Origin of the sequence: Propionicicella superfundia DSM 22317, assembly GCF_000423465.1 — a bacterium.
GTDB lineage: Bacteria > Actinomycetota > Actinomycetes > Propionibacteriales > Propionibacteriaceae > Propionicicella > Propionicicella superfundia.
This window is the reverse complement of sequence record NZ_AUIA01000017.1, coordinates 67,947-83,955: the sequence shown is the minus strand read 5'-3', so window position 1 is coordinate 83,955 and position 16,009 is coordinate 67,947. Positions and strand designations below refer to the sequence as shown.

Genomic DNA, 16,009 nt, shown 5'->3' with positions numbered 1-16,009 from the left:
CTGCCTGTCGGTAGGGCGGGGAGATTCTCGCGTAGCTACGTTCCGGCCGGGAAGCTACGGGGGGACCGGTAGCGTCGCGGCTTTGGCGTAGCGTCCTGGCCCGGAGGGTAGCTACGACCAGCCCGCCCACGATCGCGGCGGCCGGCGCGTCCCGGTCTCGATCAGCCCCTATCCCGTCGCCGCGTGTCCGGCGGGCCGATCCCGTCCGACGAGCCCGAGGGCGATCACCACGGACACCGCACAGGCGCCCGCGACCACCAGGTAGATCAACCCGAGCGCACCCCCCATCGCCGCGAGCAGGGCCTCGGGACCGGCGGTGGCCGCACCGCCGACACCGGCGGTGTAGATCGCCCCCAGCAGGACGGTTCCCAGCGAGGCCCCGATCGGGTAGAAGCTGTTGATCAGCCCCGTCGCCATGCCTACCCGGTCCACGGCGACCGCGCTCGTCGCGACACTCATCAACGGGGTGTTGGCCAGCGAGTTGCCGAAGCCCCAGACCATCGTCGAGGGAATGAACCACCAGGGATCGACGAGTGTGGACGCCTGCCAGGCGATCACCGCGGCGCTTGCGCCCAGCAGGGCGAAGCCGACGGCGAGGACGGTGCGGGGGGCGAGACGGGACTGCAGTGCGCCGGCGACGATCGAACCGATCAGCGCGCACACTCCCAGCGGCAGGATCAGCAGTCCGGTCTGGGTGGGCGTGAGCCCGTGACCGGACTGCAGGTACAGCATGATGTAGACGGTCGCCCCCGACGTGCCGACCCGGTTGAGGACCGCCAGCAGGGACACCCCCAGGAAGGTGCGTTGGCTGAGCAGCCGGACGTCCAGCACCGGGTGGGCGATCCGCAGCGCCCGGGCGACCAGCAGCGTCCCGGCCACGACCGCGCCGGCCAGCCAGGCCAGCACGCGCGGCCCCGTCCAGCCGTCGTCCTGGGCCAGTGTCAGACCGTAGTTGAGCGCGCCCAGGGAGCCGGCCAGCAGCACGGCTCCGACCCAGTCGAAGCGCCCCGGGACCGGCGTGCGCTCCCGGTCGGAGGGCAGGACGCGCAGGCTGATGACGACCGACACGATGCCGAGCGGGACGTTGATCAGGAACATCGATCGCCACCCGGCGGCGTCCACCAGCAGCCCGCCGAGGCTGGGGGAGGCGATGGACGTCAGCCCGACCGCAGCCGACCAGATGGCGATGGCCATCGCGCGTCGCCGCTCGTCGAAGGTGCGCGCGAGGATGGGCATGACGGAGGCGAACATGGTGGCCGCCGCCGCGCCCTTGACGAGCCGGAACGCGACCAGCATGCCGCCGCTGGGGGCCAGCCCGCAGGCCAGGGACGCCGCGGTGAACAGGGCCATGCCCCCGATGAACATGCGTTTGGTGCCGATCCGGTCGTTCAGCGATCCGGCCGGCTGGATCAGCGCACCGAACGCGACGGCGTACCCGACCACGACCCATTGCAGCGAGCTGAGGGTCGCGCCGGGCAGGTCCGTGCCGATCTGCGGCAGCGCCACGGTGACGATGAGCATGTCGATGGACATCAGCGTCGAGGCCAGCACGACCACCGTGAGGATCAGCCGCTCGGCGGTGGTGTAGCGAGGCTTGGCGTCCGATGCCGGGGTCGTGGTCTCGGCGGTGCTCATCGAGGCTCCTCAGGTCGCGGTCGGGGCAATAAGCGATACGGTATGGCAAGCGAATCCACGAGCGCAATAGGCTATTGCAAAAGGAGGGGCGATGGAGGGCACCCGCAGCGGACCCGGACGTCCGGCCAGGATCAGCCGGGAACGCGTCGAGCAGGCCGTCATCGCGGTCGGGTTCGACGCGGCGACCACCACGAGCGTCGCCAGGCACCTGGGAGTGGAACAGTCCTCGCTGTACCGGCACATCGGCTCGCGCGAGCAGATGGTCCTCGGAGCGGTCGAGCGGGTCTTCGCGGCCTGCGACTGGGATCCGCCGGCCACCGACTGGCAGGCCTACCTGCGGGCGGTGGCCGCCACGATCTGGCGGGTGCTCCGGGAGAACCGGGGACTGGCCGCCACCCTGTACGAACTCGAACAGGTCACCGAGTCGGCGCGCGCGGTGATGACCCGCGGCGTCGCGCGGCTGGTCGGGTACGGCTGGCAGGTACCCGAGGCGGTCCTCGTCCTGGACAGCATCTCGGACATGACCGGGGACACCGTCAACCAGATCGAGCTCGCGGAACGGTCCACCGGGCCCAGTCGCGAGGAGTTGGCCGAACGCTACTTGGCGAGCGCGCGGGCGACCGGCGCCGAGCATCCCTCCGCGGACGACGCCCTGGCCGAGCAGACCGGACGATTCATCATCGAGATGCTCCACGAGGACCCGCAGGAGTGGTGGCGGCGCAAACTGGACCTGCTGATCGCCGGCGCCGAGCACCTTCGCGCCTCCCAGCCGCCGGCCGGGACAGTGACGGACGCGTACTCCTGAGAGAGACCAGGGCAGGAGGGGAGATCGCGGGCTGCGCCTTCGTCCGGCGTGCAGAGCGTCGCCGCCCGCCCCGCGTCGTCGTGTGCTGCATCCCGCCGCCCGCCGGCATCGCCGAACAGATCGGGCTGCAGATGGCCCGTGCGCGACAGTCCCGTCGTCGCCGAGCCCCCGTGATCGGCAGCGGGCGGCGGCCCGTGCCCCGCACGCGCCCGAGGCGGGCCTGAGCGCTTTCGCCTCCGAGGCACCATGGAAGAGTGACGTCTGCCGTCAACACCGATTCGACCGCACAGTCTCTGCCCTTCGACCCCACCATCACCGACGCCGACGAGGTCGCGCGAGCCCTCGGCGTCGACCCCGCCGGCGGGCTGAGCTCCGCCGAGGCCGCGCGCCGGCTCGCTGCCGACGGGCCCAACGAGTTGCGCGCCGCACGGAGCGTGCCGTGGTGGCGCAAGCTGCTCCGGCAGTTCCAGAATCCGCTCGTCTACCTGCTGCTGGTCGCGGTGGCCGTCGCGGTCGCGGCGTGGATGGTCGAGGGCGCGCAGGGCGTCCCGGTCGACCCGATCGTCATCGTGGCGGTCCTGATGCTCAATGCGATCGTCGGCCTGGTCCAGGAGCGTCGCGCGGACAGCGCCGTCGCCGCGCTGAGTTCGATGACGGCTTCGACGTCGACCGTGCTGCGCGACGGTCGCCTGCACACCGTCCCGTCGTCGGAGCTGGTGCGAGGAGACGTCCTGGTACTGGCCGAGGGCGATGCGGTGGGGGCGGACGGTCGCCTGCTGTCGGCCGGCCGGCTGCGGGTGCAGGAGTCCTCGCTGACCGGCGAGAGCGTGCCGGTGGCCAAGCAGGTCGACACGCTGGGCGGACCGGTTCCGCTGGGGGACCGGGCGAACATGGTCTACAAGGGCACGGTCGTTCCGCTGGGAGTCGGCCGCGCGGTGGTGACCGCCACAGGGATGGCGACCGAGGTGGGAGGCATCGCCGAGCAGCTCGCGCAGACACGAGAGGAGCCCACCCCGCTCGACCGGGAGATCGCCGGCGTCTCCCGGCTGCTCGGGATCAGCGTCGTCGCCATCGCGATCGTCGTCATGATCGTCACGGCCCTGGTCAACGAGATCTCGACGGCCGGCGAACTGGTCACGGTCCTGCTGCTGGGCGTGTCGCTGGCCGTCGCGGCCGTGCCCGAGGGGCTGCCGGCGATCCTGTCGGTCGTGCTGGCGATCGGCGCGCAGCAGATGGCCCGCAGGAAGGCGGTCGTCCGGCAACTGAGCTCGGTCGAGACGCTCGGTTCGGCGTCGGTGGTGTGCACCGACAAGACCGGCACGCTCACCCGCAACGAGATGACGATCGAGCGGGTGCTGACGGCCGGGGGAGTGACCGAGCTGACCGGCGTCGGCTACGCCCCGGTGGGCGACCTGGTTCGCGACGGTCGCCCGGTGCCGGACGGTGCGCTGCGCGGTGAGGCGCTGATGACCCTGGTCCACGGCGCGCTGGCGAGCAACGCCGAATTGCACGAACAGGACGGTCGGTGGCAGATCGAGGGTGATCCGACCGAGGCGGCGTTCCTCGTCGCGGCCGGCAAACTCGACGAGGCAGCGGCGACGATCGAGAGCCACAGCCGCGAGGGCGAGGTGCCGTTCAGTTCGGACCGCAAGATGATGTCGGTGCTCGTCGCGGGCGACCAGCGGCTGCTGGTGAGCAAAGGCGCACCGGACGTCCTCGCGGGACGCTGCACGCGGCTGGTGCGTGGCGGCGAGGTCGTCGCGCTCGCGGACGACGACCGCACCCGCCTCCTCGACGGCGCGGCCGGGATGGCCGGGGAGGCGTTGCGCACGCTGGCGGTCGCGTATCGACCGCTGGCCGACGACGAACGACTGACCGAGGACGACGACGGCATGGATCTGGAAAGAGACCTCGTCCTCGTCGGCGTCGTCGGCATGATCGACCCGCCGCGCCCCGAGGTGGCCGGCGCCGTCGCCGAGGCCCGACGCGCGGGAATCTGCACGGTCATGATCACCGGCGACCATCCGGCCACGGCGGTTCGGATCGCGACCGACCTCGGCATCGCCGCCCCCGACGGCCCCGCGCTGACCGGTGCCGAGCTGGATCGACTCGACGACGAGACGCTCGCCGAGGAGGCCCGGCACGTCAGCGTGTACGCACGGGTGACGTCCGCGCACAAGAACCGGATCGTGGACGCGCTGCAGTCCCGCGGCCTCGTGGTCGCCATGACCGGCGACGGGGTCAACGACGCGCCCGCGCTGAAGTCGGCCGACATCGGCGTCGCCATGGGGATCACCGGGACCGAGGTGACCAAGCAGGCGGGCCGGATGGTGCTCGCCGACGACAACTTCGCCACGATCATCGTCGCGATCCGTCTGGGGCGGGTGATCTTCGACAACATCAAGAAGTTCCTGCGCTACCTGCTGTCGTCGAACATGGGCGAGGTCCTCACCGTCTTTCTCGGGGTCGTCCTGGCCGGGGCCATCGGCTTGGCGGACGGCGGGGGCGGGGTCGTGGTCCCGTTGCTCGCGGTCCAGATCCTGTGGATCAATCTCGTCACCGACTCCCTGCCCGCCCTGGCGATGGGTGTGGATCCTGAGATCGACGACGTGATGGCCCGTCCGCCGCGTTCCCCGTCCGACCGGCTGATCGACGGCCGAATGTGGGGAGGCATCCTGTACGTGGGGCTCGTGATGGCCGTCGCCTCGCTCCTGGCCATCGACGTGTTCCTGCCGGGCGGTCTGATCGAGGGCACCGACACGCTCGCGGTCGCCCGCACCGCCGGGTTCACGACCCTCGTGCTCGCCCAGCTCTTCAATGCGCTCAACTCGCGATCCGAGACGGCCAGCGCCGCCCGCCGTCTCTTCGGGAACGGCTGGTTGTGGGGCGCGCTGGCGGTCGCGCTGGCGCTGCAGATCGCCGTCGTCGAGGTGCCGGTGCTCCAGACGGCCTTCGGCACCGCCTCACTCGATCTCAGGCATTGGGCGGTCGTCGTCGCGCTGGCATCGACCGTGCTGTGGGCCGACGAATTGCGCAAACTGGTGCTGCGCGCAGCGCAGCGGCGGCGCGCGGAGGCGTCCTGACCCGGGGCGAGCTCGTGGACCGAAGGGCCGAGGGAATCCCCGGCCTGTGGCGTGGCGCTGGCTGCCAGGTTGTGCGGCATACCTGCTCCGATGGCCGGACCCACAAGAGGTGGCCGCCACGTTGTATGGCATACGACGGTGAAGCGAGGCGGCATAGCCGGTACAACCTGGCGGTCGGCGCGCGGCGGCCTGACGACCCGGTCGGCAACGCCTCGCAACCTGGCGGTCAGCCCGCCCGCACCCAGCCCGAGCCGAGGGGCTGCGCGGCCCGTCGGCGAAACCGGCCGTTTCGCCGGTCAGGCGGGATGCTCCGCGCTCGATTCGCTCCGCTCGACGCCGACGGTGACCTGGGCGAGGAGGGCGGCGACCACCCCGACGGCGACGAGTGCCGGGGCGAATGCCGCGGTGAGCACGGTGACGGCGAGGCCGGCGGTCAGCGGGATCTCCAGAAGCGTGGTCCCGGCCTCGTCCTTCAGGAAGACGCGTCGGACGTTGCCTTCGCGGATGAGTCCTCGCACCCTGCCCAGGAGGTCGTTCCCGGAGACCGTGAACTCTTCGTCGTGGGTCTTGTCGGTCATTGCCGTGGCTCCTTCTCCGGTCCGTCGCGGACCGATGGATCCTCATCGCAGCTTCTCGGTGTCGTCCGATGAGGTGACGTCTCCAGGTTCTCTCGACGAGCGCGTCCGCGAGTCCTCCGCCTGCGGTGTTCCGGAGTACGTCACCCGCAGTAGCTCGGGCGGAACCAGTCCGCCCGAGATATGGTTGACATGTCAACTAGGAGGTTCGGGTGATCGACGTCGTCGTCATCGGAGCGGGTCAGGCCGGGCTGTCGTCGTCCTACTACCTGCGGCGCGAGGGCGTGGAGCACGTCGTCCTCGACGCGAACCCGGGGCCGGGCGGCGCGTGGCGGCACCGGTGGCCGTCCCTCACCTTCGGCGGCGCGCACGCCATCCACGACCTGCCCGGCTTGAAACTGGGCACCCCCGACCCGCACGAGCCCGCGTCGCAGGTGGTCGCGCGGTACTAAGGCGAGTACGAGCAGCGCTTCGCCCTGCCGGTGCGCCGTCCGGTCCGGGTCGACGCCGTGACGTCCGACCACGGCCCCGACGGCCCCCTGACCGTGCGGACCGACACGGCGACCTACCGTGCGCGGGTGGTGATCAACGCCACCGGCACGTGGGACCGGCCGTACTGGCCGCACATACCCGGCCGCGAGACGTTCGCGGGCCGCCAGCTCCACACCCATGACTTCCGCTCCGCCGACGAGCTGCGCGGCCTGGACGTGGTCGTCGTCGGGGGCGGGACGTCGGCCGTGCAGTTCCTCCTGCAGCTCGACGGCGTCGCCGCGAGGACGACCTGGGCGACCCGCCGCCCGCCGCAGTGGACCGACGCGCCGTTCGACACCGAATGGGGGGCGGACGTCGAGCGCCGGGTCCGCGAGCGCACCCTCGCGGGCCTGCCCACGCTCAGCGTGGTCGCGGCGACCGGGCTGCCGCTCACCCAGGAGTACCGGCGGGGGATCGCCTCCGGGCTCCTGGTCTCGCGGGGAATGTTCACCCGGATCACACCCGACGGCGTCGTGTTCCCGCCCGGGACCGGCGCGTCCCCGGGGTCGACGGCCGAGACGGTCCACGCCGACGTGATCCTGTGGGCCACGGGGTTCCGTCCCTCCGTCGACCACCTCGCACCCCTGCACCTCCACGAACCCGGCGGCGGCATCCGCACCGACGGCACCCTCGTCGCGAGAGAGCCGCGGCTGCTGCTCGCCGGTTACGGCGCGTCGGCGTCGACCCTCGGCGCCACGCGGGCCGGACGTCGCGCCGCCCGCGCGGCCGCGAGAAGGGTGGCGAAGCCGGCCCTATGAGGTGACGGAACCCCACTCGGCGAGGGCCGCGGGGCTCGTGATCTCCTCGACGCCGAGACCGATCGCTCCACGGACCGGGCCGTTGCGGCTGTACAGGCCGTCCCGCACCAGGGGCGGGCTGTCGCGCCGGAAGCGCATCAGCCCCTCGTCGAAGCCGCGGGCGAACGCCACGGGCGCCGCCGCGCGGAGGTCGGTCGCCACGCCGGCGAGCGTCACCACCTCGGGCCCGTGCAGGTTCACGAGTCCCGCGATCCCCGCCCCCAGGGCATGCGCGGTCAGGTCGACGGCGCGCCGCTGCGCGGAGTCCCCGGCCCGGCCGGACCGGACGTCGTCCAGCAGGCCCTGGGCGTACGCCACGGGATCGTCGGGAACCGGCGCCCCGAGGTGGCGTGCGAGGGCTCGGCCGTCGACGGTGAGATCCCAGCACCCCCTCGCCCCGCAGGGGCAGCGAAGCTCCGGATCCCCGAACGGCAGGTGGCCGTACTCGCCGTCGGCCCCCTGGACTCCGGTGACCGGACGTCCGTCGACCAGCAGCACCCCGCCGACCCCCACCGCGACCAGGACGTGCAGGGCCACCCGCGCGTCGCGCGCCGCTCCGGTGCGGGCCTCGGCGAGGCCGCCGAGGGTCGCGTCGTTGCCGGCCAGCAGGCGCACCCGGCCCGGTGGCTCGATCCGGCCGGTCAGGACGCCGAGGTCGGCCTCGCCCCAGCCGCGCGTCGAGAACTGCAGGAGCCTGGAGCCGCTGACCGTGCCTGCCACGGCCGCGACGACCGCGCGGATGCGCCCGGCATGGGCGGACACCGCGCGCGCCATCTCGCCGGCGATCGCGGGCAGTCGCCCGGCGAGGTCCTCGTCGCCCCACACTCCCGAGGCGACCTCGGTGATCCCGCCGGTCAGGTCGCTCAGGACGATCCGCCACCCGCCGGAACGCAGGTCGACCACCGCGACGAGCGGACCCCGCGGGTGGGCGCCCAGCGTCGTCGTCGGCCGTCCGGGGCCCGCGGGGGGCGCCCGGTGCTCGGCGAGCAACCCGGCCCCCCGCAGCCGCTCGATGAGCTCCGCGGCCGCACCGCTGGACAGCCCGAGGCGTGCGCGGGCCTCGGTGCGGGTGATCCGCGGCTCGGAGTGGACGAGCCGGAGAAGCTCCGAGGCCGTCGTCCAGCGCAACCGGGCCGACCTCGGCCGGGAACGACCGGTCACGGCTGGCATCGTCTCACCCCCAGGAATATGCTCGTAGAACGAGTAAACCACGGGAAGGGGTCGAACCGATGGCGCAGGGGGTCTCCCACGACGGCGGGACGACGCTCCGCGGCGCCCGGGCGGGCCTCTTGAGCCTGTCGGCCTCCGCCTTCGCCGCGGTGACGACCGAGATGGTGCCCGTCGGGCTCCTCCCGCAGATCGGCGCGGGATTCGGCGTCGGCGAGTCCACCACCGGGCTGCTGGTCAGCCTCTACGCGGTGATGGTCGCGGTCCTGTCCGTCCCGCTGACCTTCCTCACCCGGCACGTGCGTCGCAAGCCGTTGCTGCTCCTCACTCTCGGCAGCTACCTGCTGAGCAATCTGATCGTCGTGCTGGCGCCATCCCTCCTGGTCGTCGGCATCGGCCGCGCCCTGGGCGGCGCGACGCATGCGCTCTTCTTCTCCGTGTGCATCGGCTACGCCGCCCGGCTGGTCCCGCCGTCGCTGACCGGCCGCGCGATGGCCCTGTCCTCGGCGGGCGGATCGGCCGGCTTCATCCTGGGCGTCCCCCTGACGACGGCCCTGGGCAACGCGGCCGGGTGGAGGACGGCCTTCGTCGCCCTGGTCGTGCTGCTCGCGGTCGTCCTCGTGCTGGTCGTGCTCGTGCTCCCGTCGGTGGAGGCGCCCGTCGAGCACCGCAGCGCCTACACGGGCCACCTGCGCCAGTTCGTCGCGGTCGTCGGCGCCAACGGGCTCACCTTCCTCGGCCAGTACGTGCTCTACACCTTCGTCAGCGTCGTGCTTCTCCGGTCGGGCGCCGCCCCGGAGTGGGTGGGCCCCGTCCTGCTGGTCTTCGGCGTCTGCGGGCTCATCGGCCTGGCCATCGCGGGACCGCGACTCGATCTGCACACCCGTGCCAGCGCGCTGGTGATGACCGGCACACTCGTCCTCGGCATCGTCGGAGTGGGCATCGCGTACCCCGTGCTCGCCGGCGTCGTGGTCGCGGGGGCGGTGTGGGCGATGGCGTTCGGCCCGATCCCCTCGCTGTATCAGACCGTGGCGGTCCGCACGCGGGCGACGTCGCCCGAGATCGCCGGGGCATGGATCAACGGCACCGCCAACCTCGGGATCGCCGTCGGAGCGGCGATCGGCGGGCGCGTCCTGGTCCTGACGGGCGTCGAAGGACTCGCGTGGGTGGCGGCGGTCCTGATGGCGTCGGCGGCGCTCCTCATCCTGCTCGCCCGGCGGGCCTTCCCGAAGGCGCCGTTCTCGCGCGAGCCCTGAGAGCGCCGGAGCGGTGTTCGGTCGCCGGTCAGGAGCGGACGAGGCGCGCGATCGCGGCGCTCGCCTCGGCGAGTTTCGCCTCGGCTTCCGGCCCTCCCTGCCTCGCCGCGTCCACGACGCAGTGCCGTAGATGGTCGTCGAGCAGGGCGAGCGCGACGTTCTCCAGGGCGCTGGTGAGGGCCGAGATCTGGGTGAGGATGTCGATGCAGTACTGCTCCTCGTCGACCATGCGGTGGATGCCGCGGGCCTGGCCTTCGATGCGTTTGAGGCGCTGCAGATAGCGCGTCTTGTCGGACAGGTAGCCGTGGTGGCCGGTCTCGGTGCTCATCGGTGCTCGTCTCCTTCGTGGTGCCTCGGCGGGAGGATCTGGTCGGCGCCGGCCTCGGGTCGCAGGTCGAGGCGCCGCAGCACCTGGGCGTTGGCCGCGACGACGATGGTGGACAGCGACATCAGGATGGCGCCCACCGACATCGGCAGGGTGAACCCGACGGGGGCGAGCACCCCGGCCGCGAGGGGGACGGCGAGGAGGTTGTACCCGGCGGCCCACCACAGGTTCTGCGTCATCTTCCGGTAGGCGGCGCGGGAGAGCTGGACGACCGAGAGCACCGAGCGCGGGTCGGACCCGGCGAGGATGACCCCCGCTGACGCGATCGCGACGTCGGTGCCCGCGCCGATGGCGATGCCGACATCGGCCTGGGCCAGCGCCGGGGCATCGTTCACGCCGTCGCCGACCATGGCGACGGTGCGTCCCTCGCCCTGCAGCTCGCGGACGGTGGAGGCCTTGTCGGCGGGCAGGACCCCCGCGTACACGCGGTCGATGCCGAGGGCCGACGCGACCGTGCGGGCGACCGGTTCGGCGTCCCCGGTGACCATGACGACCTGGATGCCGAGGGCGTGCAGGGCCGCCACGGCGCGCTCCGACTCGTCGCGCACGGCGTCGCTGAGGCGGAGGGCGCCGATGACCCGGCCGTCCGCCAGGATGTGCAGGACGGTGGCACCCTCCGCGTCCCAGGAGGCCGCGATCGGGAGACCGTCCACCTCCGCGTCGGCCAGCAGCCGCGGCCCGCCGACCCGGACGCCGATCCCGTCGACCGCTGCGCTGACTCCCAGTGACGGGGTCGACGCGAAGCCGGTCGCGGCGGGGATCCCGAGTCCCTGCCGCTCGGCGGCGGCGACGATGGCCCGGGCGAGCGGGTGCTCGGACATCGCCTCGGCGCCGGCGGCGAGCGCCAGGACGCGTTCGGCGGTGTATCCGGGGCCGGGCTCGATGGCGGTGAGTGCGGGCTCGCCACGCGTGAGCGTGCCGGTCTTGTCGAAGAGCACAGTGTCGACGGTGCGCATGCGCTCCAGCGCGAGCCGGTCCTTCACGAGGACGCCGCCGCGCGCGGCCCGCTCGGTCGCGATCGACACGACGAGCGGGATGGCCAGCCCCAGGGCATGCGGGCAGGCGATGACCAGGACGGTGATGGTGCGCACGAGCCCGTCGTCGGGCAGCCCGAACAGCGTCCACGCGGTCATGGTGAGAGCCGCGGCGACCAGGGCGTACCAGAAGAGCCAGGCGGCGGCGCGGTCGGCGATCCGCTGTGCTCGGGACGAGGAGTTCTGGGCCTCGTCCACCAGTCGCCGGATGCCGGCCAGGGCGGTGTCCTCGCCGACGGCGGTCACCTCGACCCGGACGGCCGAATCGGTCGCGATCGTGCCCGCCACCACGAGGTCCCCGGCGCCGCGACGGACCGCCCGGGACTCCCCGGTGATCATCGACTCGTCCATGCTGGCCGCCCCCGAGGCGATCCGTCCGTCGGCCGGGACGCGACCGCCCGGCCGCACCACCACGAGGTCGCCCACCTGCAGGTCGGCCGGATCGACGAGCCGTGTGGCGGCGCCGTCGACGACCTCGGCCCGGTCGGGCAGCAGCGCCGCGAGCGAGTCGAGCGCCGAGGTGGTCTGGGCGAGGGAGCGCATCTCCAGCCAATGGCCGAGCAGCATGATCACGATGAGCAGGGCCAGTTCCCACCAGAAGTCCAGCGCGTGGTCCAGCAGGCCGACGACGGCACCCCAGGAGGCGAGGAACGCCACGGTGATCGCCAGCGCGATGAGCAGCATCATGCCGGGACGGCGGGAGCGGATCTCCGCCCACGCGCCGGTGAGGAACGGGGAGCCTCCCCAGCAGAACATGACCGTGCCCAGCAGCGGTGAGACCCACGTGGTCCACCCCGTCGCGGGCAGGGCGTACCCGAGCAGGTCCGCGAACATCGCCGAGAAGGCCACGACCGGGATCGCGAGCGCGAGCATGATCCAGAACAGGCGCCGGAAGCGGGCCACGTGGTCGCCGTGGCCGGTGTGGTCGCCGTGGCCGGTGTGGGCCGCGTGGCTGTCGTGGGACGCGTGGCTGGTGTCGGTGCGGCCGGGATCGACGTCCATGGCATGCATGTGCGTCGTTCCGAGGTCGTCGTGGTCGTGCTCGTGGTGCTGGTGGTGATCGTGCCCCGCATGCGACATATCGCCAGTATACCCTAGGGGGGTAGGGTAGCAAGTCCGCGGTCGTCGACACTCTCGGTGGCGACCCGGGCGCCGGGATCCCCACCGCGCAGGGGACATCGTCCGGTTTGTGGCCTCGCCGGTCAGTGACTGATCGGTAGCGTCGTGGCCATCCGTGTCGGCCGGAAGGCCCGCGCCGACAGAGAGGAAGGCGATGAAACTTGTCGTACACGAGTTGCTGACGCTGGACGGCGTCATGCAGGGGCCGTGGTCGCCCGAGGAGGACTCCTCGGGCGACTTCGCGCACGGTGGCTGGATGGCCCCGTTCGCCGAGCTTCCAGGCTGGCGACGGGTCGTCGGCGAGTGGTTCGCGCGCACGTCCGCGGTGCTCATGGGGCGCACGACCTACGGTCTCATGCACCCCTACTGGAGCCGGCTCGCCGACACGGAGGACACCGTGGCCGCAGTCCTCAACTCGGCTCCGAAGTACGTGGTCAGCTCGACTCTCACCTGCCTGGACTGGGCCAATGCCCAAGCCCTGCGGGGAGGATGGTCCGACCAGATCGCGCTTCTGAAGAGGGTCGGGGACGGCGAGTTGCAGGTGCACGGAAGCTGGCAGCTCGCCAGCGCCCTGCACGCGACGGGCCTGGTGGACGAGTACCGGCTGATCGTGTTCCCCGTCGCGGTCGGCACCGGCAAACGACTCTTCGCCGACGGCACCCCGCCGAACGGCTTCGAAGTGCTCCGGGCCGAGGTTCTCGACGGCACCGTGGGGTACCTGGTGCTGCGCCCGGCGCCGTTCGCGAAGAGCGGGCTCGCGCTGGACCAGGTCACGGGGGTCGCGCGTCCGGCCTGACGGACGCGACGGGCCCGGCAGCCGTGCACCCGAGCGAGCCCCGGCACAGTGAGAAAAGCGGATGCGGCACGGGTGCCGACGCGCCACGATAGCGGCGTGATGAGCTCTGTCGTGACGGTACGGCCGACCCTCGCCGACGAGCTGGACGCGTCCGCCGAGGTCGTACGGCGTGCCTTCGCCACGGTGGCCGAGCGCTTCGGTCTGACTCCCGCCACCTGCCCGACGAACGCGGCTTTCCTGTCGGTGTCGCGGCTGGCGCGGGAGCGTGACCGGGGCGACCTCCACCTGGGCGCGTACCTGACGGACGGGACACTCGTCGGCTTCGCCGCCGTGCGCCGTCCCGACCGGAACGCCTGCGAGATGGAGAAGCTCGCCGTCCTCCCGGAGCACCGGCATCACGGTGCCGGAGCGGCACTGGTCGCCGCCGCCGCGGATGCCGCCCGCACCCGCGGCGCCGCTCGCCTCACCATCGGCATCATCGAGGAGAACACCGTGCTCAAACAGTGGTACGCGGCCCTCGGCTTCGTCCACACCGGCACCGCGACGTTCCCCCACCTTCCCTTCACGGTCGGCTATCTGGAGCGGGCGGTCTGACGGGCGGACCGGTCGGCCGGCGAGGACGCGACCTGTGGCTCGCACCGGGTCTGCGACCGCCGCGGGCGCGCGCTTCGGCAAGCACGTGAGCTGGATCTCGGGCGACGGGTCGCAGATCGCTGCGCGACGGCGTTCTCGTCCGGCTAGCCTCACTGCCATGCCGGACGATTTCCTCGTGGTCAAGAACCCCGAGCCAGGATCGACTCTGCCGTATCTCGTCCGCCTCCCCCTTGGTGAGGAGGGCGTCGTGCTCAAGACACGCGAGGTGTGGCCCCGCACGGCCAAGGTGTACTGCCATCGCACCGACGCCTGGCCTGCCGACCCCGAGGTGGTCGACCGGGCGGCCACGGTCGCGTGCGTGCGACGCGGCGCCGCCATCGATCTCGTCCTCGAGCGGGGCCGCGAGAACCGCTCACAGTTCATCCTCACCTCCGCCAAGGGGCGCGAGGTGATCTTCTGGCAGACGGCCCGGACGTCCCGAAAGGCCAGGCCGGATGTACGGACGCCGTCGGCCCGTGCCGCCGGAACTGCTCGGCTGGAGATCGTGATGGACGTCCACGAGCGATACGGCTGGACGTTCGCGAAGGAGGACGTCCAGGTCACGAAACGACCTCTTGCCGCGGGCGACTACGCGGTCGAGGCCGACGGGTCGGTCGTTGCCGTCGTGGAGCGGAAGTCGCTGGACGACCTCGTGTCGACCCTGACCTCGGACAGGGTGTGGACGATGCTCGCCGGGCTCGCGGCCGTCCCGCGGGCGGCGGTCGTCGTGGAGGAGCGGTACTCGCGGATCTTCGGCCTGACCCACGTGCGTCCCGCTGCGGTGGCGGACCGGCTGGGTGAGTGTCAGGCCAGGTTCCCGGCCGTGCCGATCGTCTTCGCGGAGACACGGCCGTTGGCCCAGCAGTGGGCATACCGGTTCCTGGCGGCCTGCCTCGCCGAGCGGCGCCAGGAGGCCGAGGTCGAGCGCAGGCTCGGGCAGCTCGGTGGTGCGCCGCCGCCGGAGCCGCTGCCCGCGACCGCCGCGGAGGTGCGGTCCTGGGCCCGGGCAGCGGGTATCGAGGTGTCGGCGAAGGGCCGGGTCCCGGCCCAGGTGCTCGCGGCGTATGCGCGAGCGCATCCGGAGCGCTGAGCCCCGCCTCCGGGTCAGCGCGTCACAGTCGCCACGGTCAGCCCCGCCTCGGCCCCCGCGGGCGCGTCCATCGCCATGAGGGCGTCGCCCGCTCCGGCCAGGTCGATGACGCGCCCGACGAGGCGGTGCGGATCCAGCCGCCCGCCCGCGATCAGCTCCAGCAGCCCCGGGTAGTCGGACGCGGCCATGCCGTGGCTGCCGACGATCTCCAGCTCGCGCGAGACGAGGTCACCCCAGGCGAGGGGGGCGACGGCGTCCTCGGCGAGCATCAGCCCCACCTGGACGTGCCGGCCGCGGCGGCGCAGCGAGCCGACACAGGCTGCGGCGGTCGCGGGCGAGCCGACGGCGTCCAGCGAGACGTGGACGCCGCCGCCGGTCAGGTCGGCGAGGACGTCCGGGTCGGCGACGGGCAGCACGGTCGTCGCGCCGAGGTCGAGTGCGCGGGCGCGGGCGGCGGGCGACGGGTCGGCCGCGACGATCCGCGCGCCCAGGGCCGCGGCGATGAGGATCGCGGACAGTCCCACTCCACCGCACCCGACGACGAGCAGCCATTCGCCGGCGGCGAGCCTGCTCTGCGCGGTGAGAGCGTGATAGGCCGTCGCGAACCGGCACCCGAGGGACGCCGCCGCGACATCGTCCACCGCGTCGGGAAGCTGCACGAGGTTGAAGTCGGCGGCTCGCACGGCGACCTGTTCCGCGTACGACCCGGGGTGGGTGAAGCCGGGCTGCGTCTGCTGCGGGCACACCTGCGCCTGCCCGGCGAGGCACCACGCGCACCGCCCGCAGGCGTTCACGAACGGGGCGGTCACCCTGTCGCCGGGGGCGAAGCGGGTCACGCCCTCGCCGACGGCGGCGACGACGCCGGCGAACTCGTGGCCGGGGATCATCGGCAGCGGCACGGGGTCGTGGCCGCGCCAGGCGTGCCAGTCGGAGCGGCAGATGCCGGTCGCCGTGACGTCGATCACCGCTCCGCCGGGCGCGCACACGGGCGCGGGCATCTCGGTGAGCCGCGGCGGCTCCCCGACGGCGTCGTAGACGATGGCGCGCATGCGTTCCTTCCGGCCGGTGCCCGAGCGTCCCCGGCGTTTCAGACCTTAGTGTGG

Annotated in this window: 13 protein-coding genes and 1 pseudogene; 8 read left to right on the top strand and 6 right to left on the bottom strand. The window is 72.6% G+C overall.

What is annotated here, in order from left to right; all coding sequences use genetic code 11:
• Nucleotides 1–168 precede the first annotated feature (168 nt).
• A complete protein-coding gene (locus G555_RS17585; protein WP_051208317.1) occupies nucleotides 169–1,635 on the bottom strand; it encodes a DHA2 family efflux MFS transporter permease subunit in 1,467 nt (488 codons plus the stop codon).
• Nucleotides 1,636–1,726: 91 nt separating this feature from the next.
• On the opposite strand from G555_RS17585, the gene G555_RS0102825 reads away from it, so the two are divergent.
• Both G555_RS0102825 and G555_RS0102820 read left to right on the top strand, forming a co-directional pair.
• Nucleotides 1,727–2,440, top strand: a complete 714-nt coding sequence (locus tag G555_RS0102825; RefSeq protein WP_028707689.1) for a TetR/AcrR family transcriptional regulator — start codon at nucleotides 1,727–1,729, stop codon at nucleotides 2,438–2,440.
• A 254-nt stretch (nucleotides 2,441–2,694) separates the two neighbouring features.
• Nucleotides 2,695–5,523: a cation-translocating P-type ATPase gene (locus tag G555_RS0102820; RefSeq protein ID WP_051208315.1), complete on the top strand. Its 2,829-nt coding sequence runs from the start codon at nucleotides 2,695–2,697 to the stop codon at nucleotides 5,521–5,523.
• Nucleotides 5,524–5,819: 296 nt separating this feature from the next.
• On the opposite strand, the gene G555_RS17580 is transcribed toward G555_RS0102820, so the two are convergent.
• Nucleotides 5,820–6,101 (bottom strand): DUF4342 domain-containing protein, encoded by a 282-nt coding sequence (locus tag G555_RS17580; RefSeq protein ID WP_051208313.1) that lies wholly within the window; start codon nucleotides 6,099–6,101, stop codon nucleotides 5,820–5,822.
• Between the two features lie 209 nt (nucleotides 6,102–6,310).
• Between G555_RS17580 and G555_RS23005 the strand changes: the two genes are divergently transcribed.
• Nucleotides 6,311–6,550: an FAD-dependent oxidoreductase gene (locus tag G555_RS23005; RefSeq protein ID WP_245581179.1), complete on the top strand. Its 240-nt coding sequence runs from the start codon at nucleotides 6,311–6,313 to the stop codon at nucleotides 6,548–6,550.
• An 18-nt stretch (nucleotides 6,551–6,568) separates the two neighbouring features.
• Nucleotides 6,569–7,387 (top strand): annotated as a pseudogene (locus G555_RS17575) (NAD(P)-binding domain-containing protein); the annotation flags it as partial.
• Here G555_RS17575 and G555_RS0102805 read toward each other — a convergent pair.
• Nucleotides 7,382–8,587, bottom strand: coding sequence for an ROK family transcriptional regulator (locus tag G555_RS0102805; protein WP_245581177.1), 1,206 nt, complete (start codon nucleotides 8,585–8,587; stop codon nucleotides 7,382–7,384). The pseudogene G555_RS17575 and the gene G555_RS0102805 sit on opposite strands and share 6 nt — an antisense overlap.
• 68 nt (nucleotides 8,588–8,655) lie before the next feature.
• On the opposite strand from G555_RS0102805, the gene G555_RS0102800 reads away from it, so the two are divergent.
• Nucleotides 8,656–9,849, top strand: coding sequence for an MFS transporter (locus G555_RS0102800; RefSeq protein WP_028707686.1), 1,194 nt, complete (start codon nucleotides 8,656–8,658; stop codon nucleotides 9,847–9,849).
• Between the two features lie 28 nt (nucleotides 9,850–9,877).
• Here G555_RS0102800 and G555_RS0102795 read toward each other — a convergent pair whose 3' ends face one another.
• Together G555_RS0102795 and G555_RS0102790 are read right to left on the bottom strand one after the other, a co-directional pair.
• A complete protein-coding gene (locus G555_RS0102795) occupies nucleotides 9,878–10,177 on the bottom strand; it encodes a metal-sensitive transcriptional regulator (RefSeq protein WP_028707685.1) in 300 nt (99 codons plus the stop codon).
• Nucleotides 10,174–12,348 carry a heavy metal translocating P-type ATPase gene (locus tag G555_RS0102790; protein WP_028707684.1) on the bottom strand — a complete coding sequence of 725 codons (2,175 nt, stop codon included), beginning with the start codon at nucleotides 12,346–12,348 and terminating at the stop codon, nucleotides 10,174–10,176. The genes G555_RS0102795 and G555_RS0102790 overlap by 4 nt, the downstream gene beginning before the upstream one ends.
• Nucleotides 12,349–12,541: 193 nt before the next feature.
• Between G555_RS0102790 and G555_RS0102785 the strand changes: the two genes are divergently transcribed.
• The 3 genes from G555_RS0102785 to G555_RS0102775 all read left to right on the top strand — a co-directional run bounded on the left by G555_RS0102785 (nucleotide 12,542) and on the right by G555_RS0102775 (nucleotide 14,906).
• Nucleotides 12,542–13,183, top strand: coding sequence for a dihydrofolate reductase family protein (locus G555_RS0102785; RefSeq protein ID WP_028707683.1), 642 nt, complete (start codon nucleotides 12,542–12,544; stop codon nucleotides 13,181–13,183).
• Between the two features lie 99 nt (nucleotides 13,184–13,282).
• On the top strand, nucleotides 13,283–13,777 hold the full coding sequence (locus G555_RS0102780) for a GNAT family N-acetyltransferase (protein WP_084634618.1): 495 nt from the start codon (nucleotides 13,283–13,285) through the stop codon (nucleotides 13,775–13,777).
• Between the two features lie 157 nt (nucleotides 13,778–13,934).
• Nucleotides 13,935–14,906: an ERCC4 domain-containing protein gene (locus tag G555_RS0102775; protein ID WP_028707681.1), complete on the top strand. Its 972-nt coding sequence runs from the start codon at nucleotides 13,935–13,937 to the stop codon at nucleotides 14,904–14,906.
• A 14-nt stretch (nucleotides 14,907–14,920) separates the two neighbouring features.
• Here the strand turns inward: G555_RS0102775 and G555_RS0102770 are convergent, their stop codons facing one another.
• The gene (locus tag G555_RS0102770; protein ID WP_028707680.1) at nucleotides 14,921–15,955 is read right to left on the bottom strand and encodes an alcohol dehydrogenase catalytic domain-containing protein; all 1,035 of its coding nucleotides are present in this window, start codon (nucleotides 15,953–15,955) and stop codon (nucleotides 14,921–14,923) included.
• Nucleotides 15,956–16,009: the final 54 nt, after the last annotated feature.

Excerpts from the sequence above, each read along its gene's own strand:
- G555_RS17585 (WP_051208317.1), bottom strand. The coding sequence starts at position 1,635 with ATGAGCACCGCCGAGACCACGACCCCGGCATCGGACGCCAAGCCTCGC.
- G555_RS0102825 (WP_028707689.1), top strand. The coding sequence starts at position 1,727 with ATGGAGGGCACCCGCAGCGGACCCGGACGTCCGGCCAGGATCAGCCGG.
- G555_RS17580 (WP_051208313.1), bottom strand. The coding sequence starts at position 6,101 with ATGACCGACAAGACCCACGACGAAGAGTTCACGGTCTCCGGGAACGAC.
- G555_RS0102800 (WP_028707686.1), top strand. The coding sequence starts at position 8,656 with ATGGCGCAGGGGGTCTCCCACGACGGCGGGACGACGCTCCGCGGCGCC.
- G555_RS0102795 (WP_028707685.1), bottom strand. The coding sequence starts at position 10,177 with ATGAGCACCGAGACCGGCCACCACGGCTACCTGTCCGACAAGACGCGC.
- G555_RS0102790 (WP_028707684.1), bottom strand. The coding sequence starts at position 12,348 with ATGTCGCATGCGGGGCACGATCACCACCAGCACCACGAGCACGACCAC.
- G555_RS0102785 (WP_028707683.1), top strand. The coding sequence starts at position 12,542 with ATGAAACTTGTCGTACACGAGTTGCTGACGCTGGACGGCGTCATGCAG.
- G555_RS0102780 (WP_084634618.1), top strand. The coding sequence starts at position 13,283 with ATGAGCTCTGTCGTGACGGTACGGCCGACCCTCGCCGACGAGCTGGAC.
- G555_RS0102775 (WP_028707681.1), top strand. The coding sequence starts at position 13,935 with ATGCCGGACGATTTCCTCGTGGTCAAGAACCCCGAGCCAGGATCGACT.
- G555_RS0102770 (WP_028707680.1), bottom strand. The coding sequence starts at position 15,955 with ATGCGCGCCATCGTCTACGACGCCGTCGGGGAGCCGCCGCGGCTCACC.